We start from the raw sequence: 25,274 nt of genomic DNA, 5'->3' as shown, positions 1-25,274 counted from the left end.
CAATTCCACGCTTTCACTTCTATAAGTGAAAAATGAGAATTGCATAGCCCCTAGATAACACGACTTAGCGTTCAGTTGAAGTTAAAACTCCCTCTGAACTGAGTCTTAGTTTATATTAAGCAAGCTTTTTACACTTGTCTCAACATCATTCTTTGATAATTGACTGATTTTTATATATTCGCCATTCATCTTCTTAGCCAGTTCTTTTGCAAATCCATATTCAATATAATTTTTTTCGGTATCAATTACCATGGTTTTAATTCCCTCATTTCTTATCTTTTCCCCTAAGATAAATGCATCTTCTAAAGGATTTTCTGTTTTAAATGGAACATTTGCCTTTCCATCAGAAACTATAATAAGGTATTGCAAGGAATCTGGATTTTTTATTTTATCTGCCTTAAGAATTTGATAGGAGGTGTAAAGCCCTGCTGCTAAGGGGGTTTTTCCTCCTGTAGGTAGTTTCCTAAGACATTTCTCAGCTAAGTCTACACTTCTAGTAATATTTAATAATATTTCAGCCCTATCTTTTCTAAAAGCAATAATTCCAATACTATCTCTCTTTTGATAGGCATCTTTCAATAATGAAAGTACTGCTCCTTTCACAGCTCCCATTCGCCTTCTTGCACCCATTGAACCACTTGCATCTACTGCAAATAGAATTGTAGCTCCCGTATGTTTTTCTCTAACCTTCTCTCTTATATCTTGAGGTTTTATGCATACAGTTAGTTCCATTTTATTTCTATTTTTTTGATTAAAGGCAGCTATCCTAAAGGTAGCATCAAAAGCTATATCATTAGCCTTTCCTTTAGGAAGCTTGTATCTTACATATCTTCCCTTATGGCTATCTGTCTTTACCTTACTTCTTTTTCCCGATCCTTTGTTACTGTTTTTTTTGCCAAATTCCATATTTATGGAAATATCTTGAGCAATCGGTATTATATCCTCTATACTTTCTTTTAATATCTCTTCTTTAGTCCCTGTATTTATAGTTTCTTCAAGTGACCCTTTGTTTGGATCATAGTCATCTCTATATTCCTCATAATCTTCTTTTCTAGCATTGTTGTTTTCCATCATATTTTCATCTAAAAATTCTTCCATTTCTTCAACTGTTATAGGCTCTTTTATTCTATGTGGCAATACATAAGATGCTGCATCCCTGATATCTTCTTGAGTTACATAATATCTTTGATTAAATGCTGCAATAGCCTTAGCAGTTTCAATTAATATTATCTCTGCTCTATTACCTGAGCAATTTCCTTGTCTAGATAAATCTACAGCAAAGTTGTAGTCTTCATCTTTTACTTTAATATCTTTAATTATTGTTCTTCCTCTATATATTAAGCTTTGTACTGCTCTATTTTCTTTCTCCCATTTCAAATAAAATTCCGATGGATTTCTTTCATAATCAAGAAACCTTTTAATGATTTCTATTCTGTTATCTATATCTGTCTCTCCTTTAGCTTCCACATATAAACCAAACTTGTCCAATAATTGAGGTCTTAAAATACCCTCTTCTGGATTCATAGAGCCTACTAATATGAAATCTGATGGGTGGCTATAGGATATACCCTCCCTTTCTACTATATTAGTACCAGTTGATAGTACCTCTAAAAGTATGTTTACAATATGTTCACTTAATAAATTTATTTCATCCACATATAGAATTTGTTTATGAGCCTTATATAAGATTCCTTCTTCAAATTTCTTTTCCCCGTCTCTTATGGCTTTTTTTATATCAATACTTCCTACAAGTCTATCTTCAGTAACATTTAACGGCAATTCCACTACCTCAACATAATCAACTACAGCTGAGAGCCCTCTTATCAATGTAGATTTAGCAGTTCCCTTTTCACCACTTATAAGAACTCCTCCTATATAGGGATTAATCAGATTTAGTATTAAAGCCATTTTTATCCTTTCCTGTCCCAGTACAGCTGAAAAAGGGAAACAATTATCAAACATAGTTAAATCACAAACCTTTCTATATTTACAATATTGCTTTTTCGATAAGATTATTGATCTGTTCAAAATCAATAACCCCTTCTTCAAAGGGTTGTCTTCTCATTCTATGTGGAAGGGACAGTTTTGCTGCTACAAAAAGGTCCTCTTTATCTACCTTTATTTGTCCTCTATAAGCAGCATGGGTTACGGCTGTTTTTATAAGCGTTATATCTGCCCTATGTCCATCTACACTTATTTTTATGGCTATTTCTGCCGCTAGCCTTAAATATTCCTCTGAATATACTACTTTATCCAGTAGCTCTTTAGCATTTTCTATCTGTTCTGCTAATTTTTTCTGCTCTTCTTCATATTCTTTTACGAACTTTTCAGGATTATTTTCAAAGCTAAGTCTTCGTTTAATCACTTCAACTCTCGAGTTCGTATCTCTTTCACCATATACATCTACAACTAGCCCAAATCTATCTATTAACTGAGGACGCAAATCCCCTTCCTCTGGATTCATAGTTCCTATTAACACAAACCTTGATGGGTGAGTATAAGATATTCCTTCTCTCTCAATTGAATTAACTCCCATAGCAGCAGCATCTAAAAGTACATCCACCACATGGTCATCTAGGAGATTTACTTCATCTACATATAAAATATTCCTATTAGCCTCTGCTAAAATTCCAGATTCAAACTTCTTTTCTCCTTCTTTTATTGCATGCTCTATATCTAATGTTCCAACTACCCTATCCTCAGTTGCACCAACAGGTAAGTTAATTACACGCATCCTTTCGTTTTTTATTTTTCCGTTTTCTTTCTTATAAGTATCTTTACATGTTTCACACCAATTTCTATTATCTCTGGGGTCACAGGAAAAAATACAGTCTGCTATTTGCTCTCTAATAGGAAGGATATCTACCAAGGCTCTTACTGCAGTAGACTTTGCTGTACCCTTTTCTCCTCTTATTAGAACCCCATTTAGGCGAGGGTTTATGATATTTAATATTAATGCTTTTTTCATATCTTCCTGACCTACTATGGCGGTAAAAGGATATATTAATCTATGACTTTCCATATTTTCACACCTCCTTATAAGTTTTCTTCTATATTGCCTTCAAGTTCCAAATATAACTCTTTAATCTTATCTATCTTTTCTTTATCAGCATCCCAATAGCCCCTGTTATAATACTCAGTCATCTGCTCCAATATATCCATGTATGCATAAGGATTATTTTCAACAAGCCTTTGTCTAAGTTCTTCATCCTCTACATAGGAGTTATACACATCATCATATATCCATTCTTCTACACTATTTGTGGTGGCTGCAAGACCCATGATATTTTCAAATCTATCTGCAATTTTTTGAACTCCGTGATATTTATGCTCTAACATTCCATCAATCCATTTAGGATTCAATACTCTTGTTCTTATACCTCTTGCTATAGACTTTTCTATACTTTCACTAAGAATCCTATCTCCAGTTGTATCTGTTATATACATTTTTGCCTTTTTACCTTTTACCATCTCCACAGACTTGGATAATCCGCCGAAGTACTCATAATAATGGTCTAAATCTGTAATTTCATACTCATGATTGCTTCTTATCTGAGATATAATTTCTACAGCTTTTAAATTTTCCTCATAGAGTCCCTCTACTTTTTTTCCGCGGACTTTTCCATTATATACATGCTGGAGATTATCTATATATACCTTGCCTAGCTGTTCTTCCTCTTCCCAATTTTTAGTTTCAATTATTCCGGTTATTCCTGTACCATAACTGCCCTCTTTAGGTCCAAATATCCTAGAGATAGCTAATTGCTCTGCCTCTTTTTCGTCGTATCCTTCATCAATAAGTTTTTTATATAATCTTTTTGAATTTCTCTTAAAATAATTCTCTTTATCATCCTCATCTAGATTCCAAAGTCTTTCAAAGATTTCATTAAGACTTGTTATTAGGTTTGGAAACATATCTCTGAAGAATCCACATATATTTATTGTTACATCTATTCTAGGTCTTCCTAATTCTTTAACTGGGATAATATCGTATTTTGGATCCCATTCACTTCCATTTTGTGCAATCTTAACACCTAAGTAAGATAAAATCTGAGAAAATGTCTCTCCTTGAGTTCTCGATGTCTCCAACCCCCACAGAACCACAGCAGTAGATAGAGGATAAGAATCTTCTTCCTTTTTATAAGCCTCAAGAGTGTTCAAGCAGATTTTTTCTCCCCTCATATAAGCAGTTTTAGTAGGAATAAGTCTTGGATCAAATTGATACAAATTATATCCTGTAGGTAATATTTCTGGATGTCTATAGATATCTCCCGCCAGTTTTGCAGAATTATATCTTCCCTCTAATACTCGTAGTAGTCCCTCTATTTCATGGTTTTCTTGGGACGATTTAATGATTCCTTGTCCATATTCTAAAGACTTTACAAGTTCATCTTTATTCACTTTATCTACATACTCAGGGTTCTTTAGTTCTCCATTCTCAAAATAATAATCAATAATCTTATCTGCTTCTTCATCAAGTCCTTTTATAACCTCATATTGATCATTATCTAAAAGAAAATCTAGGTCATATCCTTTAGCCTTTGCAATTAATGCTCTTATACTAAAAATCCCATTTCTATTGTATCTTAACAGTCCCTTTGCATATTCCTTTGCTTCTCTATGATTATATCCCTTACCGAATACATGAAGTCCCTTTGGTATTAGACTTTTTTTCATCCTATATAATTCAGATTCCATCTCATCAATATCCTTTGGCATATTGAGTTTTTCTCCTAACTCCAATATGTCTGATAATATATCTTTACTGGTTTGAGGAGCCAATAACAAAGATTGACGATAATTATCTATCATTGACATTAACTTTGAATAATCTCCATAAAGCTCTCCTTGAATGAATACAGGGGGCTGGTATCCTATTAAATTTGCATGGGACCTCCTTTTAGCAATAGTTGATTCAGATGGATTGCCTGAGTAGTATAAGTACGTATGGGGAATATCTGCTAAAAGTCTATCGGGATAACAATTGCCACTCATGCCGCATTCCTTGCCCTTTAAAAATTCCAAGGTTCCATGAGTTCCCACATGGATAATTGCATCTGCTTTAAATTCATCCTTGATCCATTTATAGAATGCTAAGTATTGATGATGAGGAGGCAAGGTTTTATCATGATACGCCCTCTCAATCTCTTCATGTATGCCTCGAGTTGGCTGTAATCCTAAAAATATATTCCCTTCAACTATTCCCGGAATCAAGAATTCATTATTATCACTGCTCATTATAGTTCCCGGTACTGGTCCCCATTCTTTTATTATTTCTTCATAATCAGGATTTTCCTTTAACTCTTCCTTATATTCTTTGTCCTTATACTTTATTACGTTTTCCCAATCATCACTATATTTTCCTGAGTTTACTACACCTCCGGCAGTAAATATATCCATAAGTTCTTCTTTTATAAGAGGATTTAAGTTATATCCACTGGCTTTGAGATTTTTTAATATATTTTCAACGGAAGTAAAAGTATCTAAAAACGCTCCTCCAAATAGATTGCTTTCTCCCGGAGGATAGTTATAACATATGATAGCTATTTTTTTATCCTTGTTCTCCTTCTTTCTAAGAAGAATATAGGATTTAATTCTTGAAATCAGCTTATCTACTCTTTCATCTATGATTACAAGTTCATCAGTCATAATATCAAATTCCATATCATATTTTGGCTCTGCCATAGCTCCAACAGGATATGTTTCAATGCATCCATCTAATTCAGGCAACATAACAGAAATCAGTACCTCTGATGTACTACAGCCCTGTATAGAATCTTCCCATTCCTTCACAGTTCTCCTTGACATAAAATAAGGATGAAAGTATGGAGCATCCACTTCCTTCAATAGATCTATACCTGCCTGTGAATCTCCTCCCATTGGTCCTGCTCCAAGTCTAAATGACATGAAATTTAACATAAGATCAACAGACCTTTTAGTAGATTTTAATATTATCTCTCTAAGTTTTTCTTCATTTTTTGCAAATGCCCCTGAAACTGCAACGGGCAAAACATTTGCAAACTCTTCAATCCTACTCTTAATTTGTCCAATACAAGAAGATGTATCTGTAGGATATGTGTGCCCATAAAAGAGCATAGCTACTATAGGCTTCTTATCATCAAAGGGAAAATCTTTTTCATAATCTTCATAGTTTTTATAGAATCTCATGTTTTCTGGATTACATATGCCAGCTTCTTCTACTTCTCTTGGTTCAAGTGGTTTCGGCAAGTCTTTTATATTTCCATAGTCTCTCATCATAAGATAAAGCATATTCAGAATATTGGATTTGTCTGCCACCTTAAAATATTTCATTATATTGGAATAATTTCTCATATCTCTCATCTTGCCTGGCATTATCTTCCCAAGCATTTCTGCTGTATTTCTCATCTTTTCAATTGCAGCCATATCCATCTTTTTATTCTGACTCTTCATACTATCCATGGTGAAACTGCCAAGACGCATATATTCCCTTGCTGAGCTTCCATAAGGGATTATATTTCCATTACATTCTTCAAGTCCAATATATACATTTTTAACTACTGATGAAGGGCTTCCCATTAAGTCTACAAATACTAGATGACTATTTTTAATATCTTCTATCATTTGTTTTGCTCTTTTATCATCTAATTCTTCTTTTCCATAATAGATACTTAAATCCAAGATTTCAGGATAATTTTTGTTTATCTCCTTTCCTGCCTCAATTAAGTTTTTAATTCCCGGAGTTGACACAGTTATAAATGTAATTTTCACCTCAATAACCTCCTAATATATTCTAAACAACTTTCTTCGCATAAAATATTGGCTTCATTGTATCCGTATCCATCGTGATTTCAGCTTTAACTTTAAAAACTTCTTCAAGCACTTCAGATTCTAATATGGTCCAAGGATCACCTTGACTGTATATTTTTTGATTGTTGATTACAATAAGTTTATCTGAATATCTAGCTGCATGATTTATATCATGTAATACCATAACTATGGTTATTCCCTCTTCTTTGTTTAGTCTAGATACGAGATCCATTATTTCTAATTGATGACATATATCAAGATAAGTTGTAGGTTCATCTAGTAGTAAGATTTCTGGCTTTTGTGCAATGGACATTGCTATCCAAACTCTTTGTTTTTCCCCACCTGAAAGGGTGTCTATTCTTCTATTTTGAAGATCTGTTACTCCTGTTTTTTCCATAGCCCATTCAACTATTTTATCATCCTCATCATCTATGCCTTTCCACCAATCTTTATGGGCATACCGACCATATTGTACTAATTTTCTTACTGTTATATCGCTTATGGTATTATTGTTTTGATTCAATATAGCCATCTTCTTAGCTACATTTTTATTTTTCATCTCGAATATATTGTTCCCATGTAAAAGAACCTTCCCCTGTCTAGGCTTTATACTTCTGCTCATAGTACGAATCAAGGTAGTTTTTCCACATCCATTTGGTCCAATAATAGAATAAACCTTCCCTTTTTCTATCCTTAAATCTATTCCTTTTAAAACATCTTTATTTTTATAGCTTATGCTTAAATCTTCAATCGCTAATATAATATTCTCATTCATCTATTTACTCCCTTCTCAGCAAGAATAAAAAGAATGGTGCTCCTAATACTGCCATCACAATACCTACTGGTATCTCTGTAGGACTTAGAAAGGTTCTTGCAAAGGTATCACTAAACATTAAAAGCACAGAACCCAATAAAGCTGTCGCAGGAAACATATAGTTATAATCGTTTCCCATTATTAGCCTTATGCTGTGAGGAACTATAAGACCTACAAAGCCTAAAAGCCCTACCACGCTTACCGCACTTGCTGCGAGAAAAGCTGCCAAAGCTGTAAATCCAAGTCTCGTAGCTTCTACATTTAACCCAAGCCCCCTTGCAACATCATCGCCTAGTATTAAAATATTAAGTTTTTCTGCAAATATATTTACTAAAATGACTCCTATTATGGTATAAGGTAAGATTGTCTGTACCTCTGGCCAGCTTCTTGAAGAAAGGCTGCCATTCATGAAAGTAAGAGCCCCATGGACACGATCACTATAAAAGACCAATATGCCCGAAATACCAGCTCCAAACAAAGCAGATACAGCTACTCCTGCTAATATTATCCTTGTTGTCTGTATTCCACCTTTCCAAGATAAAATATATATTATAAATGCCGCAGCCATGGCTCCTACAAAAGCAGCAATTGGTACTAGTCCTATATGCTGGGGTAAAATAACTAATACAGCAATTCCAAAGAGCCCTGCACCACTGCTTATACCAATAATACTTGGATCGGCTAAGGGATTTTTCATTACTCCTTGCAAAATAGCACCTGACAGAGCAAGATTTGCACCAACTAAAGCTGCTAGTATCATCCTTGGTAATCTGATATTCCAAATTACCATTCTTTCTGAACTTCCATCGTCCGTCATAATAACCTCAACTATACGCCTTGCCCCTACCTCAAGAGTCCCTTTAGTATTTCCCAATATAAAAGCTACAAAAAAAAGTATTACTAGAATAGCAATAATAGCTACTTTATAACCTGTATTGTCTTTAAGGGAAATATCATTTTTCATCCTGTTTATTCACCTCTCCATATACTTCTGGATATATACTTCTAGCCATATATTCTATAGCTTGATGATAATAAGGTCCTGCATTATATAAAAAATATTCTTGTGGAAGATGAATAACACGACCCTCTTGAATAGCTTTTACTCCATTCCATACTGGATTTGTTGCAAATTCTTCTTCTATAGCTTTTACAGCCTCCTCATTGCTGGAAATCATACTTGTAACCAAAATATAATCTGGATTCTTGTCTACTATATACTCTATATCTAATGGAGTAGTTTCTGATCCTATAGTATCAGGTGGTAAATCAGAAGCAATATTTTTAAGTCTCAGTATTTTAGATATATCCCCAGCTATACTGTTATCAAGCTTAACAGCAAGGGTTTTAGATGTTATGTATAATATGACTACAGATTTATTCTCCTCCGGTAATTTAGATATGATTTCCTCTTTATGCTTTTCCAGCTCTTTTATCTTTGTTTCAGCTAACTCTTCCCTTTCAAGTATTTTTCCAAAAGCTTTATAAGTTGATACCACATCATCATATCCTCTTATATGAGTAGTAATTACATTGAAACCCATTTCTCTCAATTTCTTTGCTTGTGTTGACTGAGTTCCAACTTGGGCTATAATCAAATCTGGTTTATGAGGTATTACAGATTCCATATCTATAGAATATACTGGTCCTATTGTTGGAAGGCTTCGTATTTCTTCTTCGTATTCAGGTATAAGTTTTACATTATCTGATACATCAGATGTACATACAGATTTTCCACCTAAATCATACCAGATATTTAAAGGGGTACCAGATAAAACAGCTACCTTTTCTGGTTTATTTTCTAAAATAGTTTCTTTTTTAAGAAAGTCTTTTACTTTTAAAGGATACGTATCTCCTTCTACAGTTATTGATAGCTCACTATCCTCTACCTTCTCTACATTTTTCGTATTGCTTAATCCTCCGACACCAGTAGTCTTAGTACAGCCTGAAACACTGGATATCATTATAGCTAAAGTCATTATCCACAATACCTTTTTATAATCCTTCATACTTTTCATCCTTTCCTTTTTCATAAATAAAAAACTTCAACCCTCGTAGCTCCCTACGATTGTTGAAGTTTCTAAGCCTGTTAAATAAAAATCCTGTATGTGATAAATCTTAAAGTAAGTTCTATCAAAAAACCTCCTGAAAATAATCAGAAGGATAGCGAAATAAAACAATTTAACATAATATACTAGCTTTCTCCATCCACCGTAGAGTTACTTTTGCTAATAAATAGGAAGGTATTCTGACTTAAGCCTCATCATCTTTTCTGTCTTCCCAGTTTCCCAGTGACATTTAGAAAAGACTCTTCTTTTACAGCGGCGGGACCGTGCAAGATTTTCACTTTGCTTCCCTATTACTTATAGAATTCTAATTCTATAAACCTATTTATTCCATATTCAATTTTCATCACCAATTATACTATATAAATAATTATTAAACAAGTATAAGCAAATGTATTTGTTATTATTTTGCTAATAAATATCCCCTATTACTTTTTTCTTCATTGACATTATATATTCTTTATAGTAATATGACAGGAACAAATTATTAGATAAAACAGTTAGGAGAGTAAATATGAAAATCGCAATTGGAATATGTGAAAAAATAAATGGTAAGTGTTCTACTATGGGATGTTTTCGAACATACAATAACAAGGAAAAACATTTTTCTCAATACAAGAATATAGAAACTGAACTTATATCTCTATTCTCATGCAATATATGTTCTATGGATTCTAAAGAAAATATAATTACTATTGCAGAGAGACTGAAAGATTCTGGAGTAGATAGAGTACATCTAGGGGCTTGTGCTGTTAAATGCAAGGCTGATAGAAAAGATGAAATTAAAGAAATCTTTGAATCTATGGATATAGAGGTAGTAGAAGGTACTCATTAAGGTAAAATAAAATGTACATAATTTGATTAAGATAATATTTATGGGATTGCCAAATAAGGATATAGAGTTGTTTAATGAATTGACTTTTAAGGCTTGAGAAAATATATAAGACACAAGTGGAGCATAATTGCTCTCTTGTGTCTTATATTCATTATACTAAAACTACTTCCCTTAATATTTCTATTTATCCTATTAATTTCACTATTTCATTATATTTATATATCCAATTTCCCCAATACATGAACTTTTATTTCTTTCTGATCCAAATGCTGTAAGTATATTTGCCCTGTACAATCAAAGATTTCCAATACTCCATATTTTTTTAATTCTTCAGCAGTGATTTCTTTAAATATATCATGTCCTACTAAGAAAACTACTAATTCAGCACCTGATATTGCTTTCGTAAAATCATTTTCTTGATTTTCTAATTTATCTCTTGAAATAGGATCATAAGCTGAATAATTGATATTTAATGATTCCAATTCTTTTATAATATCTAATGTAGGACTAAATCTTGTTTCCTTCACATTACCTGCATAGGTTGTCCCTAATAATAAAACCTTACTTAGATTATTCTTGTCCATTATCTTTTTTATGTCGTTGGCTACTTTAATTGGCATATAATCATTTCTTGCTCTAGATTCCTTGATAATTTTAGCTTCATTGGGAGCCAATTGTGCTAAAAACCATGGAACAACTGGAATACAATATCCTCCAACACCAGGTCCTGGTCTATGAATATTAACCCTTGGATGCATATTTGCCAACTCAATGACTTTCCATGGATCAGCTTTGGCTTCTTCACAAATTGTTAGGACCTCATTGGCAAATGCTATATTAATATCTCGAAAAGTATTTTCCACTACCTTGACCATTTCTGCTGTCAAAGCATCAGTTTCTTTTATTTCACTTTTGACAAAAGACTCATATACTTTCTTCGCAAGTTCTGCAGCCTTCGGAGTAACTCCTCCTACTACTCTATCATTGTAGACCAATTCATTTAATGTGTTTCCAGGCTTTACTCTTTCTGGCATATGTGCAAGATAAAAGTCATCAATACCACTTAGACCGTTAGTTTCTAACATAGATTTAATAGCGGTTTCTGTTGTTCCTGGTGCAATTGTAGATTCAACAATTACCAAATCTCCTTTTTTTAATACCTTTACCAGCTCTGCGCAAACTGCTTTTATATGATCTAAACAAATTTCATTGTCCACTACTAAAGTAGGTACTGCTATAATGAATACATCCGACTCACTTATTTTATTCTCCAATGTCAGATTTTCATTATTCAGAACCTTACTTAACATATTATTTAATTCAATATCTTCCGTCTCTATTTCACAATTAGCAATTTTTGATAAGTATTGTTCATTGATATCAATACCTCTTACCTTGTTTCCTGCATTGGCTAACAAAACTGCTGTGGGAAGTCCAACATATCCTAATCCTATTACTGAAATCATTTTTTTATCTCCTTTCAATGGAATTATCACAAGAACAAAGTCTGTAAATAAATCGATAAATCCATTCTGATTTTTCCATAGATACTACTATAAATCTCCGTAGCATCTATGGTTTAAATCTTTTATTTAAATATAACTTTACTATCATTGTATATTTAGTCTATTTGACTCGTCAATAATATATTTTTCGACATCGTTTTGCAACATTCGACAATATTGTCATTATGCACTCATACAGTAGGACAACTCTTCTATGTGAAATTATTCTTATCATATTAAAACTAACACTAGTCAAGCTTTTTATTCTCCTTATGAATCAGGTTCTTAATCTCTCTATCTCTCTTTTACTTTTATAGAATTAGCAAATATTTAATTTACCAAGTAGAGTCCTTTCATTATAAATACAATCGATAAAAATAGTATTTTATTTTATATTAAGCTGTGAAAACCATTCCTCTGGAGATAAGGCTTCATCTATTACATTGTTTCTATCTCCTAGTAATTCTTTGCATAGAATCATCATGATTTGTCCTCTTAAACCATCTATATTACCTGCCTCAAACTGAGAAATCATATATTGAAGAGCTTCTTCCTCACCATTTTTTATAATTTCTTCGTATTCATTCTGATGCATATCAATATAAATCCATGGATTAGATGCATCTTTAGGTGATGACATTATAATACTTAAATTTTCCTCTATCATATCTACTATTTCCTGAGAAACCTTATTATCTGACTCTTCTATTTTACCGGATATCCGTTCATTCGTATTATTTATATCGTTATAGTCTTCTCCTGTCAATTCATTGATAAATTCATAGGGCTTCTCTACATAATATTTATTTCCATCCTCATATATATAATAAATCTCTCCTATTACTTCTATCCTTTTGTAATTTTCTACATATGGGGCATCATTTACACTTAGCCTTTTTGTTCTCTTTCCATTGTTAATTAAAGCCAAAATATCCAGCTCATAAGAAATATCATCTTTTGCTAAATTATCCATAACTTTCTGAGATAATAAATCAAATTGCTCCATAGTAGAAGAATCTTTCCATATATCCTCGTTCATATTATAATTTGCCCAATCTCTAGTTCGCTGAATTAATTCATTATTTTCTCCATCATCTAAAACAAAGTTTACATATTCAACATTACCAACTAATGCAAATATTAAAATAGCATTTTGGTCAAAAACATTCTGATTAACCGTTCCGGAAAAATACTCCCTTACGGTCCTTGAAGTATCATAAGTTATTTCTATTACATAGGGTTCTTCCTTAGTAAAAAGCTCTACCTTTGATCTAGTTAACGCCTGTGATATAGGAAGTCTATCTACTATATTAACTACCTTTACATTGTCCCCTACATATTCAGTTCTGTTTTTATATATTTCATAAACGGAGAAATCTATTTTTTTAGGGGATAGGGTTTTAGGATTAGACAGCAATATAATTCCCGTTGTAATGACAACAAATATACCGATAAACACAATCCAAAACCTAGGCCGCTTATAATTTAATATATTCTTTATTCGTCCCTTAGTATTTCCTCCACCAAAGCTAATAGGCGAAATCAAGCCATTTTGTTTTATTGATATGGAAAGTAAAGAGTTAGAATAACTTCCTCTAATATCTTCCCTTGATTGTTTCATTACACTTTCATCACAGGACATTTCCATATCCTTCACCATTAAAACAAAAGATATCCAAATTATGGGGTTAAACCAGTGTATTGCCAGTGCTATAAATGCAATAGGTTTAATAAGGTAATCTCGTCTTCTAATATGCATCTGCTCATGTTTAAGTATATAATCAAAATCATTCATATCTAACCCAACAGGTATATAAATTTGGGGTCGAATAAATCCAAGTACAAAAGGTGTACTAATTAAATCTGTTTCATAAATATTATCTTGGATCAATATAGCAGTAGCTAGTCTATGTTTTAATTTAAAATAAGAAAACAGTCCGTAGGAAAGTAAAATTATCATACCTAAAACCCATAGCCTAGAGCCTATCCTTAAAGCTAATTCCATAGGATTAACACTTGTTCCAGAGTGAGGAACTTTAATTGGTTTTTCATTTACAGCATTTATCATATTGTCAATTGTCTCGACTTTATTGCTTACGTTAGGGACTTGAGTATAAATTACCTCCTTTGAAATATCACTAGAATACATTAGACTTAAACTACTTTCAAAGGAGAAAGGACAGATCAATCTAAATAATACTATACTCCAAAGTATATATGAAAATATCTTTGGCACCTTTTTTAGCAATAATCGTACTATCATAACTCCTAAGGCAACATAACTTGCAGTTAGACTCATATTTATTATAGCAATAAAACGATCTATCATTTTGTTGCCTCCTCTATCATTTTCCTGATTTTCTGTGCTTCTTCTTCTGATAATTTTCTATCCTTCAAGAATGTTGCAATAAAAGCTGGGAGTGAGCCATCAAAAGATTTTTCTAAAAGGGCTTCAGTCTCATATTTTTGCACCTGTTCCCGTCTAATTAATGATATAACAATAGCATTTTCATTTTGTAATATCCCTCTCTCTGATAGCTTTCGTATCATATTATATGTGGTTGGCTTCTTCCATCCTAATCTGGAAAGGCATATTTTTGAAAGCTCAGTGGAGTTTATTGGCTCAAGCTCCCAGATGATATCCATAAATTTATATTCTGCATCAAAAAGTTTAAATTTTTCCATTTTTATTCCTCCTTTTAGTTTGATGCAACAAACCTTTATGCCTATAGTTTATTCCGACAAACCTATTCTGTCAAGAATAATTTTCTACTAGAGACTGCGAGCGGAACAGACTACAATGAATAGATTTTTAAATTACTCTATTGACAGGCTAATAATTATTAGCTATAATTAGGCTAATAATTATTAGCCTAAAAATATATTTATTCAATATCTGATATCATTAAGAGGTGTAACGATGGAAGAGAAAAACACAAAACAAGTAATCTTTGAAAATGCATTAAATTTATTTGCCATTCATGGCTATGAAGGTGTTTCTGTTGCACAAATTGCAGATTCGGTCAATATTAAAGCTCCATCACTTTATAAACACTATAAAAGCAAACAGGAAATTTTTGATACAATCTTATGTGAAGTATCAAACAGAATGAATGAAGCAAGAAACAGGCTGACCATTCCTGCTGATTCCGAAATGGTAGATAAATATGAAAATATTGATCTCAATGTTCTAGGAAAGATGTGTTATGCTTTGCTGTCATTTTATCTAAATGATGAAGTAGTTTCAAAATTTAGGAAAATGCTGACTATTGAACGATACCATAATACAGAAGCCGAGAAGCTGTTTCAGAAGATATTTATAGATGATGTATTAGAACTAGAAACTAATCTGTTTCGAGAATTGATTCAAAGAGGACATTTTATTGATAGTGACCCTTATATAATGGCCTTGAATTTTTATTCACCACTTTTCCTATTACTCTATAAATTTGATAACAGTGACTATAAACCTGAAAGTCTACAGTATTTAATCAACCAATTAGTTTATTCTTTTTCAGAAAGATATATAAAAAAGGAGAAGAAAATTGATGACTAAATTTTTTTCCATTTGGAGGTATAAGAAAGTGCAAATATGTATTTTTCTTATTATAATTATGGCTTTTTCTATTATTATCCAGTATCGTAGCGATATAAAAACTGCTTATAAACGTTTGGAAGATTACAATATAAAAACAATTGAAACTGAATTTGGTATGATGACTTATGTTGATGAGGGTACAGGTGAAGCTGTTCTCATATCACATGGCATTTTTGGAGGATACGACCAAGGCTTTGTTAGTTTAAACCAAGTAACCGGAATAAATTATAGAAAAATATCCATTTCCAGATTTGGTTATCCTGGTTCAGAATTGCCTAGAAATCCAACACCTGAAAATCAAGCGAAAGTATTTAATAAATTGCTTGATGAATTGGGTATTGAACAAGCTTATATTCTTGCAACATCCGCTGGTGGTGCCGCTGGACTTCGGTTTGCTCTGAATTATCCTGAAAGAGTAAAGGGATTAATTCTTTTGTCATCCGGTGTGCCGGATAAACAAAGAAGCACGAAGGAAATTAAAGAGTTAGGAATGATGGGACCACCAGAATTTTTAGTCAATGATTTTCCTATGTGGTTTTCTATGAAATACTTTGGTTTTATATTTGACTCTATGATGGGTTCTAAAGTAAATAGCAGTACGTTATTTGAAACTATGCTCCCCGTGAGTCCTCGCAGACAAGGTATCATCATGGATACAAATATTACAAATATTGATATGACACTTCATTATGATGAATATCCAATTGAAAAGCTCAAATCCCCTGTCTTGGTTATACATGCTAAGGATGACCCAATGGCAAAATATGAAAATATAGAAAAATTACTCGCTCGCATCGAAGCTGAAACTGCTATTTTTGAAACAGGTGGACATACCATTGATGGAAATGATGGTGAGGTTAATAAAGCAATAGAAAAATTTATAGATAAAACAAAATAATATAAGTTATCGAACATATTATGGAAAATCTAATTTTAGTTAAACTCCTGCATTATGGTCTATATCCTTTTGTCAAGTGATGATTATAATCATACATAAAAATATACCCCTCTAGAGTTATTTATTCTCTAGAGGGGTAAGTATATTGGACTACTATTCTTATGGTAAAATCTAAATCTCTTTTAGATAGAAAATCTTTAATATGTTATAACTCCCAACCACTTGATTCTGCCTGTATTGTCCATAGTTTTTTATAAAGACCATTCCTGTCCATAAGTTCATCATGTGTTCCTTCCTCTGCAATTTTCCCTGCTTCCATAACAATGATATTATCTGCATCCTTAATGGTTTTAAGACGATGGGCAATTACTATGACTGTTCTTCCTGCTATCAGTTCGTTGATTGCTCTTTGTACTTCAACCTCATTTTCTGGATCGAGGGAAGCTGTTGCTTCATCAAGTAAAACAACAGGAGCATCCTTTAGCATAGCACGGGCAATAGAAATACGTTGCTTTTCACCACCTGAAAGAGTGCAGCCTCCTTCTCCAACCATAGTATCAAATCCCTTTGGAAGCTTCATAATAAAGTCATAGCAGCAAGCTTTTTTAGCTGCCTCTATCATTTCTTCATCTGTAGCATTCTCTTTTCCAAAACGAATATTATTGCCTATTGTATCTTGAAACAGATAGACATCTTGAAAGACCATTGAAATTTTTTTCATTAACTTTTCGGGGTCAAGGGTTGATTCATCAATGCCTCCAAACATAACTCTACCTTGGCTAGGATCATAAAATCTGGCACAAAGTTTCAATATTGTACTTTTACCACTTCCTGATGGTCCTACAAGAGCTGTCAATGTTCCTTGTTTCATCTTTAAGGAAACATTATGCAAAACATCTTTGTCTCCATAACCAAAGGAAACATTTTCAAACACGATATCAGTACTACCATTAGGTGCTTTATCTCCACCCATTTCCTGCTCCTTCATTAAATTTAAGATACGCTCTCCTGCCCTTTCATCATAACGAAGCTCCGCATATTTCATCAATGCAGATGTAAGAGGATCATATACCCTAGAACCTATAACTAAGAACATTACAAAGGTTAATACGTCTAAAGACCCTCCTATTAATAAATAGGTACCCGTTAAAATCATTAAAGTTAGACCTGCACGAATAAGGGTAATAGAAGTAAGAATAATAGGTCCTGATAAAGCTTCAAATCGAATACATTCTTTCATTAATTTTCTAAAAGAATTCTCAAGTCGAGCAAATTTTTCACCTACAAGATTATAAGCCTTCATAACACGGATACCTAGCAAATACTCCTGCAAGCGATTACCTGCATCTAGCTTTGACTTCATTTGTCTATCTGCCATACGTTTTTGACGTTTTGAACAACCCCATAGTAAAAGTATTGTAATAGGCAGAGCTATAAACATGGCAACGGACATACGCCAGTCAATCCATAAGAGAGAAATAAAAGCAATAAAAGGCATAACTAACGCACCAAATAATTGGGGAACAATATGAGATACTCCTGTTTCAATCAAGGTAAAATCACCCATCATCATATTAGCTAAATCTCCCGGATCACGACTTGTAATATAACCTAATGGAAGTTTACGAAGATGTTCTGCAAGATTAGCCCTACCTTCTGCAGAAAGTACATAAGCATCACGATAGCTATGACGATATGCAGGCTTTTCAGCAATGAACATCACTATCATGTAAGCAAATAATATACCAATAATCTTCCAAAGTCTAGCCATATCAAGTCCTGTACCAGAACCATCAAAAGCGTTAAATATAATCTTTATCACTTCAATAGAAAACATAAAGGGAACTACATTGACTAAATTAGCCAAGATGGTAAATCCTATGGGCTTTATAAGTTTTTTTGGTTGTCCTACGGTAATATTTTGAAAAATTTTCATGCCTTTGCACCTCCTACCTTCAATGTCCAATCATAAGCACTAGTATAAGCTTCCCACATTCTCTGATACAGACCTTCTTCAGCTACTAAATTATCGTGAGTGTCAATTTGTTCAATCATACCATCCCTTAATACAATGATTTGGTTAGCAGTCTTTATAGAAGACAACCTATGAGCAATAACTATAACAGTCTTATCTTTAATAAGTTCTTTTAATGCAATCTGCATCTTATATTCATTTTCAGGATCAGCAAAGGCTGTTGCTTCGTCAAGAACAAGAATAGGTGAATTTTTGAGAATAGCACGAGCAACAGAAACCCGCTGTTCTTCTCCTCCCGAAAGGAATACCCCACCTTCACCTATAAGTGTGTTATAACCATCTGGCAGATTCTCAATGAACTCGTGACATTGTGCCGCTCTTGCTGCTGCATATACTTCCTCATCTGTAGCATTTGGTCTACCTACCTTAATATTTTCAAACAAAGTATCATAAAAAAGGAATGTATCTTGGAATACAAAAGATACTGTATTCATAAGTTCTTCTGTAGGTATATCTTTTATATTTACTCCCCCGATTTTTATTTCACCAGTTTTAATATCCCAAAAACGAGGAATCAAATTTGCAACAGTAGACTTTCCCGAGCCTGATGGTCCTACTAATGCAGTAATTTCTCCAGCTCTAGCAGTAAAATTAATATCTGCCAAAGCTTCGACTCTTGTAGCCTCCGCCTTATTCTCATATGCAAAAGATACATTCTCAAAGGAAATATTGTAACCGAAAGGATGCTTTGGCTCCGAAGTCTCTCTAACTGGTTCTTCAGCATATATAGCATCAATACGTGAAACACCTTCAAAAATCTCCCTTGTACCTGATGCAAGCATAGTCAATTTATATAAGGGAGATGATACACCAGGAGCCATTATAATAAAGAACAGATATACAAGGGCAAAGGAAATATTATTTGGATCACCACTCATAATCAACAAACCAACAGGTAAAATAAAAGTTAAAAAGGAATTAAGCACTACAGTAAAAACCGCCATACCATTTTCAAATTTATCACAATAAGCAACTGCCCAATCTCTATAAGCAATTAGGTCATTATGAAATTTCTTGAAAGAGAAAACAGTTTGTCCGAATATTTTAACCACTGGTATTCCTCGTACATATTGTATTGCTGAAGAATGAATACGCTCCTGTGCATCAAAATAAGCCTTCATTGTATTCTGTGCCTTCTTACCGAACATCATTGAAGCCTGCATAGCTATACTAATAGCAAAAGCAATTATACAAGTAAGTGACATCCAGCCATTTAGACTAAAAAATATAGCAAACATAACGACAACTGTGGCTGCCACATTTACAAGATCCGGAATCGTGTGAGCGACAAATAGCTCAATTCGTTCTACATCCTGCTCTAAATTCTTTTTTATAGCACCTGTTGCAGTACTATTTAAATATCCAAGGGGTAATTTTCCAATATGTCTTGCAAGTCCCATACGCATCCCATATAAAATACGGAAAGCTGCCACATGAGAGCAAATAATTGCAGCATATAAAAGAAGAAGACCTGCAATTAATCCGGCAAATGCAATCCATCCCCATCTTGTCATCATGGTACCATCTACGAGAGAGATATTTCCTCCACTTCTCAGCAATTCTCCTAAAATCTGATAAACAGATATAAAGGGCACCAGCATACATGCTGCACTAAATGCTGCCAAAATACCTGATATTATTAATAATAATTTCTTCTCACCAGCTATTTCAAACAGACGGGAAAGCCCCTGCTTTTTCTTAACTTCTTGCTTCATAGCTAATACTCCTTTCTGAAATAGAAATTGGTTAGCCTAAGCTAACCATCCTCTATTATAATCATTCTTACTTTTCTGTTCTACTCCGTAAAGCTGATTTAGCTCCAATCAGACGAAAACTTATTTTGCATTCACTTGTCTAATATCAAAGAACTTTGGAGTACCTGTGAAATTATAGTCTTCAATTCTATCAGTATTGAAAACAATCATATCCTTAACATAGGTAAGAGGAATATTTAGCACTTCATCATTGCTATATTTAATAAGGTAATCAAAAATTTCTCCAACTCTATTTTTATCATCTACAGTAGAAAATTCCCTTATGCCCGCTATAAATTTCTCACCATCAGAAAGAGAGGCTATTGCAGGTACATGAGGTGAGGAATCCAACATTGGGGTAAAGAAATTATGAGGTGCGGAATACGGCTGTTCTGTACACCAGATAGTCAAATCGTAATTACCCGAAACTCCTTCTTTCCACCAAGTATACATATCTTGTCCTATAGTTTCCAGCTGAATCCCAACCTCTGCAAGCTGACTTTTGATTAATGTAGCGATGGATTTATTCAACACCTCACCAGAATCATAGGTAAAGACAAGCTTTAATGGAATTCCATCCTTTTCACGTATACCTGTTGCAGTATTAAGTTTCCAACCAGCCTTGTCTAAAAGTCCCTCAGCTTTAGTTTTATCATATTTTCTTATTATATTAAGTTCTACATCAGTATAAGGTATACCTGAATCAAATAGTTTATCTGCTACCTCTTCATAGCCATAAGTCAATCCTTTTGAAATGGTTTCCTTATCTATGGCATAAGCTATAGCCTCACGAACATTTATATCTGCAAGATTTTTACTTCCTGCATTTACGGCAAGATTTCTCGTTTCAGAATTCACATTTGATATTTTACCCTTAATATGGTTCATAGAAATTGCCTGCTGATATTCATCATAAGAAATTAATACATTTCCATATAACATATCAATTTCTCCATTTTGTAGTGCTTGAAGTCTAGAAGCTGATTCATGTATATATTTAGCCATGACTCCATCATAATATGGTTGTTTTCCCCAATAATCTTCATTTCTTGTGAAACGAGTATATTCACCACTCTTGTTTTCCTTATATATATAGGGGCCTGTACCCACAACTTCTTTCATATTCTGAAAATTACCTTCTTCAATGACATTAGGAGAAACCATGACTAGAACTTCTGGGTAACAAAGGTCATTTAAGTATGCAAAATACGGATTATCATAATGTAATGTTAAAGTATAGTTATCTATAACCTCTGCATTTTTTAAATTAGCAACGGCCTTCAATGCACGATGATTTGGATTTAAGTGGAAATATTCTAAGTTCTTTTTCACTGCTTCAGCATTGAAATCTACACCGTCATGGAATTTCACTCCTTGTTTCAGATGAAGAGTAAGCTCAGTACCATCTTCATTGAATTCCCAGCTTTCTGCAAGAAGTGGTTTTATTTCACCTTTATCATAGGTCACAAGTCCTTCGTACACTAACTTAGTAGCACAATCATTCTGTGGATCCATATTTAATGGGTATAAAGTTGTCAACTCCGCACCAGTAGCAAAAGTTAGTGTCTTTTTCTGTATCTCTTGCTCTTCTTTTACAGTTTTTACATTTGGCTGAGAAGTACAGCCAGCTAAAACTCCACACATAATAATTATACATATTCCTATAGACAATAATCTAAACCATCTATTTCTCTTCATATTTTAATTCTCCCTTCAATATGTTTTATCCCTTCACGAATTATTTTTCCATCTTTAATCTCTAGAATTCTATCTGAAACCCTATAAGCACTATTCATATCATGGGTGACAAATAGACAAGCACAGTTAAATTCTTGGTGATATTTTTCCAGCACAGTCATGACTTCATCAGCAGAAATCAAATCTAGACCACTTATAACCTCGTCAAGAATTAGATAATCAGGCTGAATAGACAAAGCTCGTAATAAAGATAATCTTCTTTGCTCCCCTCCTGATAATTGCCTTGTTGGAACTTTAAGTAACCTTCGGTCCATACTAATCAGCTCCATTAAAGTATATATACGATTTTTACGCTCTTTACTGCTTAAATTGGTCAAATTAACCAATGCTTCTTCTATATTTCGATAAACTGACAACATAGGGTTGAGGGTACCTGATGTATCTTGAAATACAGCCTGAATCTTTCTTCTGTTTTCTCTCCATACTTTATAGCTCCAATTAATAGTTTCTTCACCATCTATTAATATACGACCTGAAGTAGGCTTTTCTAAACCAATCAACAGACGAGCAAGGGTACTCTTGCCTGAACCGCTTTCCCCTATAAGTGCAACATACTCACTTTTCTTTATATGTATATTAAGATCACTTAAGGCAGCAAAACTAGACTCTTTTTCATTCTTATATGATTTATATAAGTCTTGGATTAGTATTCCATCCATTCCCATTTCCTCCTATCTAGCTTTATATTGGCAGCGGAAAATTTCTTTGTCCATTCTTGCTTAGGTGACAGCAGGAGTTTCTCCATAGGACCTCCTTCAATGATTCTGCCTCTTTCCATCACTAGGATCATCTCACACAATGACTCCAGGGCAAATACATCATGGGAGATCATCAATATTCCTGAATCATTCATCTGATTCATCAATAGATCTAAAATCATATCTCTATTATCTTCGTCAAGAGCAGAGGTTGGTTCATCTGCTAAAATATATTTAGGCTTTAATCCTAGCAATATTGCCATAGATACTCTCTGCAACATTCCACCAGAAAGCTGCAGAGGATAACTCTCCATAACACGGCTCGTATCATCAAGATTCACCATTTGAAGCTTTTCTAGGGCTAAATGATATGCTTCCTCCTTTGATAATCTTAAACGCATCCGAAAAGTTTCTATGATTTGCTTTCCAATCTTTATCCTCCTATCAAATGCAGTCATGGGATTTTGAGGAATATATCCTAATGTTGTACCACATAAATCACGTTTCCGACTAGAAGATAATGCAGTTAGTCCCAATCCATCTAATAGTATATCTCCCTCTTTCACTCGGCAGGTTTTCCCCAATATCCCCATCACAGCCTTAATTAATGTGGTCTTACCAGCGCCGCTTTGCCCTGTAAGGCCAATAGACTCACCGTATTGCAAAGAAAAACATATATCATTTAATAAGTTTATATGTTTTTTCGATTCAACTGATAGATTTTTTATTTCAAGCACGGATCTCTCCTCCTTTTTCAACTGCTCCTGCGATTAGATTGAAAGAAAGAGCACATAAAAAAATAAATGCAATTGGATATAATATTATGTCTGGTCGCATAATAATAACTCCTCTGGATTCAGAAACCATTATCCCCCAATCAATTACATTATCTCCAAGTCCAATGCCTATAAATGAAAATCCTACTATTGCCATAATCATATCTGTACAAGAAAGGCATATATAATGTATTACATCTTTTATAAGATTTGGAACAATATGAACAAATAAAATCCGCCCTCGAGAGGCACCAGAAGCAATAGCACACATAATATAAGCTTTTTCAATTTCAATTTCAGTCTTAGTTTTTACTAGCTTAATCAAGCGCATAATTAAAGACACAGTTAAGGCTATGAGCATCGTTAGAACTCCATTTCCCCATGCCCCGATGAAGATCATCAAATATGCAATTGGAGGAATAGCAGTGACTGCATTCAATATGCTCTCCACTACCACATTTTGCTTATTACCTTTTTGCCCAAGTACCAGTCCTAAAAAAGTACCTACAACAATAACAATGGCAGAGCCAATTAATACAATACCAACAGTTGTTCTTCCACCATAAAGAATTCTAGAAAGAATACACCTTCCCATATGATCAGTTCCTAGAGGATACTCTTCACAAGGTCTTTCAAGCCTAACAGTTAAATTCACATGGTTAGGATCATTAGGGGCAAACAAATAACCAAAGGCACAAAAAAGTATAATTAGTATTGGGACTGCAACTAAAATAGTTTTTTTCATCTTCTTCATGCTGCATCTACCTCCATTGCTTTTCTATGTTTTCGGAGACATCCTTGTAAAACATCAGCCATGACATTAAATAATACAACACTTAATGCTAAAACCAATACTCCAGCATGAATCATCGGTGAGTCCCTATGAATTACACTATCTATAATCAGATGTCCAAGACCGGGTAAAGAAAATACACTTTCCACAACAGCAGCTCCCGCCATAAAAAGCCCTAACATTTGTAAAAAACTTGGGAGTAAAGCCCCAACTGCATAAGGTAATGCATGAAAAATTAGAATCCGACTTTCCTTTAATCCTCTGCATCTAGCATAAAAAGCATAATCTTCATTCATCTCCCACTCAATACTCTTACCTAAAAGCTGAGAATAGAGAGCGATTCCAACTATTGAAAGACATAAAGATGCAGGAAGATACTTCATAAGTCCTATATTTCCAACAACAGACATAATACCAAGCCTAACTGCAAAAATATCTATATATACACTTGCAAGATAAAATGGGGGAACAGAAATGCCTGCAATACAGATAAAGATTAAAAAATAATTGGCAATACTGTTTCTAAGAAAATAATATATAGAGCCAAGTATCAATATGCCAATGGACATTATGCAAGCCGATAGCAATACAACCGTTAATGTAACAGGCAATACTTTTTGTATTTCTTTTACCACTGGCTGTCCATTTTTTAGAGAAATACCAAAATCTAAATGCAAGGCATTTTTTGTCCATATAAAATATTGTGAAATTAAAGGCTTATCAAGTCCAAGTTCTATCCTGGCCTCTTGAATTTGCTCTTCAGTTACAATAGGTGTATTTCTTTTTACATAGGCAGTAGCAGGATCAACAGGAGAAAGACGCATTAATAAAAATGAAAGAATTGTGACTATGAAAAGTGTTAAGATGATTTCTACTGTTTTTTCCAAAATATGTTGTGTACTATCTTTCTTCATGAACCATCCTCCTAATTAATTACTTTTGGTTAGTCTATACT

General features: G+C 33.6%; 19 protein-coding genes and 1 riboswitch. Of the genes, 3 read left to right on the top strand and 16 right to left on the bottom strand.

What is annotated here, in order from left to right; all coding sequences use genetic code 11:
- Positions 1-105: 105 nt before the first annotated feature.
- Genes RDK80_RS10140 through RDK80_RS10115 form a run of 6 tightly spaced genes read right to left on the bottom strand, consistent with a single transcriptional unit; the run spans position 106 to position 9,612 of the window.
- On the bottom strand, positions 106-2,028 hold the full coding sequence (locus RDK80_RS10140) for a magnesium chelatase subunit D family protein (RefSeq protein WP_216561365.1): 1,923 nt from the start codon (positions 2,026-2,028) through the stop codon (positions 106-108).
- Complete coding sequence (locus RDK80_RS10135) at positions 1,988-3,022, bottom strand: ATP-binding protein (protein ID WP_216561363.1); 1,035 nt, start codon at positions 3,020-3,022, stop codon at positions 1,988-1,990. The genes RDK80_RS10140 and RDK80_RS10135 overlap by 41 nt, the downstream gene beginning before the upstream one ends.
- Before the next feature lie 14 nt (positions 3,023-3,036).
- Positions 3,037-6,750, bottom strand: coding sequence for a magnesium chelatase subunit H (gene bchH / locus RDK80_RS10130; RefSeq protein WP_216561361.1), 3,714 nt, complete (start codon positions 6,748-6,750; stop codon positions 3,037-3,039).
- A gap of 22 nt (positions 6,751-6,772) precedes the next feature.
- Positions 6,773-7,564, bottom strand: a complete 792-nt coding sequence (locus RDK80_RS10125) for an ABC transporter ATP-binding protein (RefSeq protein WP_216561359.1) — start codon at positions 7,562-7,564, stop codon at positions 6,773-6,775.
- A 4-nt stretch (positions 7,565-7,568) separates the two neighbouring features.
- A complete protein-coding gene (locus RDK80_RS10120) occupies positions 7,569-8,567 on the bottom strand; it encodes an iron ABC transporter permease (protein WP_308524209.1) in 999 nt (332 codons plus the stop codon).
- On the bottom strand, positions 8,557-9,612 hold the full coding sequence (locus RDK80_RS10115) for an ABC transporter substrate-binding protein (RefSeq protein ID WP_308524208.1): 1,056 nt from the start codon (positions 9,610-9,612) through the stop codon (positions 8,557-8,559). Before RDK80_RS10115 ends, RDK80_RS10120 begins: the two co-directional genes overlap by 11 nt.
- Before the next feature lie 211 nt (positions 9,613-9,823).
- A riboswitch (cobalamin riboswitch) is annotated at positions 9,824-10,009 on the bottom strand.
- A 174-nt stretch (positions 10,010-10,183) separates the two neighbouring features.
- On the opposite strand from RDK80_RS10115, the gene RDK80_RS10110 reads away from it, so the two are divergent.
- Positions 10,184-10,504: a CGGC domain-containing protein gene (locus RDK80_RS10110; protein ID WP_216561353.1), complete on the top strand. Its 321-nt coding sequence runs from the start codon at positions 10,184-10,186 to the stop codon at positions 10,502-10,504.
- 215 nt (positions 10,505-10,719) lie between these two features.
- On the opposite strand, the gene RDK80_RS10105 is transcribed toward RDK80_RS10110, so the two are convergent.
- The 3 genes from RDK80_RS10105 to RDK80_RS10095 form a co-directional block, all read right to left on the bottom strand.
- Positions 10,720-11,970: a nucleotide sugar dehydrogenase gene (locus RDK80_RS10105; RefSeq protein ID WP_308524207.1), complete on the bottom strand. Its 1,251-nt coding sequence runs from the start codon at positions 11,968-11,970 to the stop codon at positions 10,720-10,722.
- A 424-nt stretch (positions 11,971-12,394) separates the two neighbouring features.
- The gene (locus tag RDK80_RS10100) at positions 12,395-14,338 is read right to left on the bottom strand and encodes a DUF5301 domain-containing protein (RefSeq protein ID WP_308524206.1); all 1,944 of its coding nucleotides are present in this window, start codon (positions 14,336-14,338) and stop codon (positions 12,395-12,397) included.
- Positions 14,335-14,694, bottom strand: a complete 360-nt coding sequence (locus tag RDK80_RS10095) for a BlaI/MecI/CopY family transcriptional regulator (protein WP_308524205.1) — start codon at positions 14,692-14,694, stop codon at positions 14,335-14,337. Before RDK80_RS10095 ends, RDK80_RS10100 begins: the two co-directional genes overlap by 4 nt.
- 235 nt (positions 14,695-14,929) lie before the next feature.
- Here RDK80_RS10095 and RDK80_RS10090 point away from each other — a divergent pair, with 235 nt between their 5' ends.
- Positions 14,930-15,565, top strand: a complete 636-nt coding sequence (locus RDK80_RS10090; RefSeq protein WP_308524204.1) for a TetR/AcrR family transcriptional regulator — start codon at positions 14,930-14,932, stop codon at positions 15,563-15,565.
- 28 nt (positions 15,566-15,593) lie between these two features.
- Positions 15,594-16,505: an alpha/beta hydrolase gene (locus tag RDK80_RS10085; RefSeq protein ID WP_308524203.1), complete on the top strand. Its 912-nt coding sequence runs from the start codon at positions 15,594-15,596 to the stop codon at positions 16,503-16,505.
- Between the two features lie 205 nt (positions 16,506-16,710).
- Here the strand turns inward: RDK80_RS10085 and RDK80_RS10080 are convergent, their stop codons facing one another.
- The 7 genes from RDK80_RS10080 to RDK80_RS10050 form a co-directional block, all read right to left on the bottom strand.
- Positions 16,711-18,441: an ABC transporter ATP-binding protein gene (locus RDK80_RS10080; RefSeq protein WP_308524202.1), complete on the bottom strand. Its 1,731-nt coding sequence runs from the start codon at positions 18,439-18,441 to the stop codon at positions 16,711-16,713.
- On the bottom strand, positions 18,438-20,255 hold the full coding sequence (locus RDK80_RS10075; RefSeq protein ID WP_308524201.1) for an ABC transporter ATP-binding protein: 1,818 nt from the start codon (positions 20,253-20,255) through the stop codon (positions 18,438-18,440). Before RDK80_RS10075 ends, RDK80_RS10080 begins: the two co-directional genes overlap by 4 nt.
- 120 nt (positions 20,256-20,375) lie before the next feature.
- Positions 20,376-21,992, bottom strand: a complete 1,617-nt coding sequence (locus tag RDK80_RS10070) for a nickel ABC transporter substrate-binding protein (RefSeq protein ID WP_308524200.1) — start codon at positions 21,990-21,992, stop codon at positions 20,376-20,378.
- Complete coding sequence (locus tag RDK80_RS10065) at positions 21,989-22,711, bottom strand: ATP-binding cassette domain-containing protein (RefSeq protein ID WP_201259612.1); 723 nt, start codon at positions 22,709-22,711, stop codon at positions 21,989-21,991. The genes RDK80_RS10070 and RDK80_RS10065 overlap by 4 nt, the downstream gene beginning before the upstream one ends.
- Positions 22,696-23,487, bottom strand: a complete 792-nt coding sequence (locus tag RDK80_RS10060; RefSeq protein WP_308524199.1) for an ABC transporter ATP-binding protein — start codon at positions 23,485-23,487, stop codon at positions 22,696-22,698. The genes RDK80_RS10065 and RDK80_RS10060 overlap by 16 nt, the downstream gene beginning before the upstream one ends.
- Positions 23,480-24,280 (bottom strand): ABC transporter permease, encoded by an 801-nt coding sequence (locus RDK80_RS10055; RefSeq protein WP_308524198.1) that lies wholly within the window; start codon positions 24,278-24,280, stop codon positions 23,480-23,482. The genes RDK80_RS10060 and RDK80_RS10055 overlap by 8 nt, the downstream gene beginning before the upstream one ends.
- Positions 24,277-25,233 (bottom strand): ABC transporter permease, encoded by a 957-nt coding sequence (locus RDK80_RS10050; RefSeq protein WP_308524197.1) that lies wholly within the window; start codon positions 25,231-25,233, stop codon positions 24,277-24,279. Before RDK80_RS10050 ends, RDK80_RS10055 begins: the two co-directional genes overlap by 4 nt.
- Positions 25,234-25,274 lie beyond the last annotated feature (41 nt).

The organism is uncultured Tissierella sp., assembly GCF_902479755.1.
Taxonomy (GTDB): domain Bacteria; phylum Bacillota; class Clostridia; order Tissierellales; family Tissierellaceae; genus Tissierella; species Tissierella carlieri.
The sequence above is the reverse complement of the archived record's forward strand: the minus strand, read 5'-3'. Positions and strand labels throughout refer to the sequence as shown.

Bases quoted from the DNA above. Each gene is read 5' to 3' on its own strand.
- RDK80_RS10055 (WP_308524198.1), bottom strand. From the start codon at position 24,280: ATGAAGAAGATGAAAAAAACTATTTTAGTTGCAGTCCCAATACTAATT.
- RDK80_RS10105 (WP_308524207.1), bottom strand. From the start codon at position 11,970: ATGATTTCAGTAATAGGATTAGGATATGTTGGACTTCCCACAGCAGTT.
- RDK80_RS10115 (WP_308524208.1), bottom strand. From the start codon at position 9,612: ATGAAGGATTATAAAAAGGTATTGTGGATAATGACTTTAGCTATAATG.
- RDK80_RS10050 (WP_308524197.1), bottom strand. From the start codon at position 25,233: ATGAAGAAAGATAGTACACAACATATTTTGGAAAAAACAGTAGAAATC.
- RDK80_RS10125 (WP_216561359.1), bottom strand. From the start codon at position 7,564: ATGAATGAGAATATTATATTAGCGATTGAAGATTTAAGCATAAGCTAT.
- RDK80_RS10110 (WP_216561353.1), top strand. From the start codon at position 10,184: ATGAAAATCGCAATTGGAATATGTGAAAAAATAAATGGTAAGTGTTCT.
- RDK80_RS10135 (WP_216561363.1), bottom strand. From the start codon at position 3,022: ATGGAAAGTCATAGATTAATATATCCTTTTACCGCCATAGTAGGTCAG.
- RDK80_RS10090 (WP_308524204.1), top strand. From the start codon at position 14,930: ATGGAAGAGAAAAACACAAAACAAGTAATCTTTGAAAATGCATTAAAT.
- RDK80_RS10075 (WP_308524201.1), bottom strand. From the start codon at position 20,255: ATGAAGCAAGAAGTTAAGAAAAAGCAGGGGCTTTCCCGTCTGTTTGAA.
- RDK80_RS10065 (WP_201259612.1), bottom strand. From the start codon at position 22,711: ATGGATGGAATACTAATCCAAGACTTATATAAATCATATAAGAATGAA.
- RDK80_RS10095 (WP_308524205.1), bottom strand. From the start codon at position 14,694: ATGGAAAAATTTAAACTTTTTGATGCAGAATATAAATTTATGGATATC.
- RDK80_RS10070 (WP_308524200.1), bottom strand. From the start codon at position 21,992: ATGAAGAGAAATAGATGGTTTAGATTATTGTCTATAGGAATATGTATA.
- RDK80_RS10100 (WP_308524206.1), bottom strand. From the start codon at position 14,338: ATGATAGATCGTTTTATTGCTATAATAAATATGAGTCTAACTGCAAGT.
- RDK80_RS10080 (WP_308524202.1), bottom strand. From the start codon at position 18,441: ATGAAAATTTTTCAAAATATTACCGTAGGACAACCAAAAAAACTTATA.
- RDK80_RS10120 (WP_308524209.1), bottom strand. From the start codon at position 8,567: ATGAAAAATGATATTTCCCTTAAAGACAATACAGGTTATAAAGTAGCT.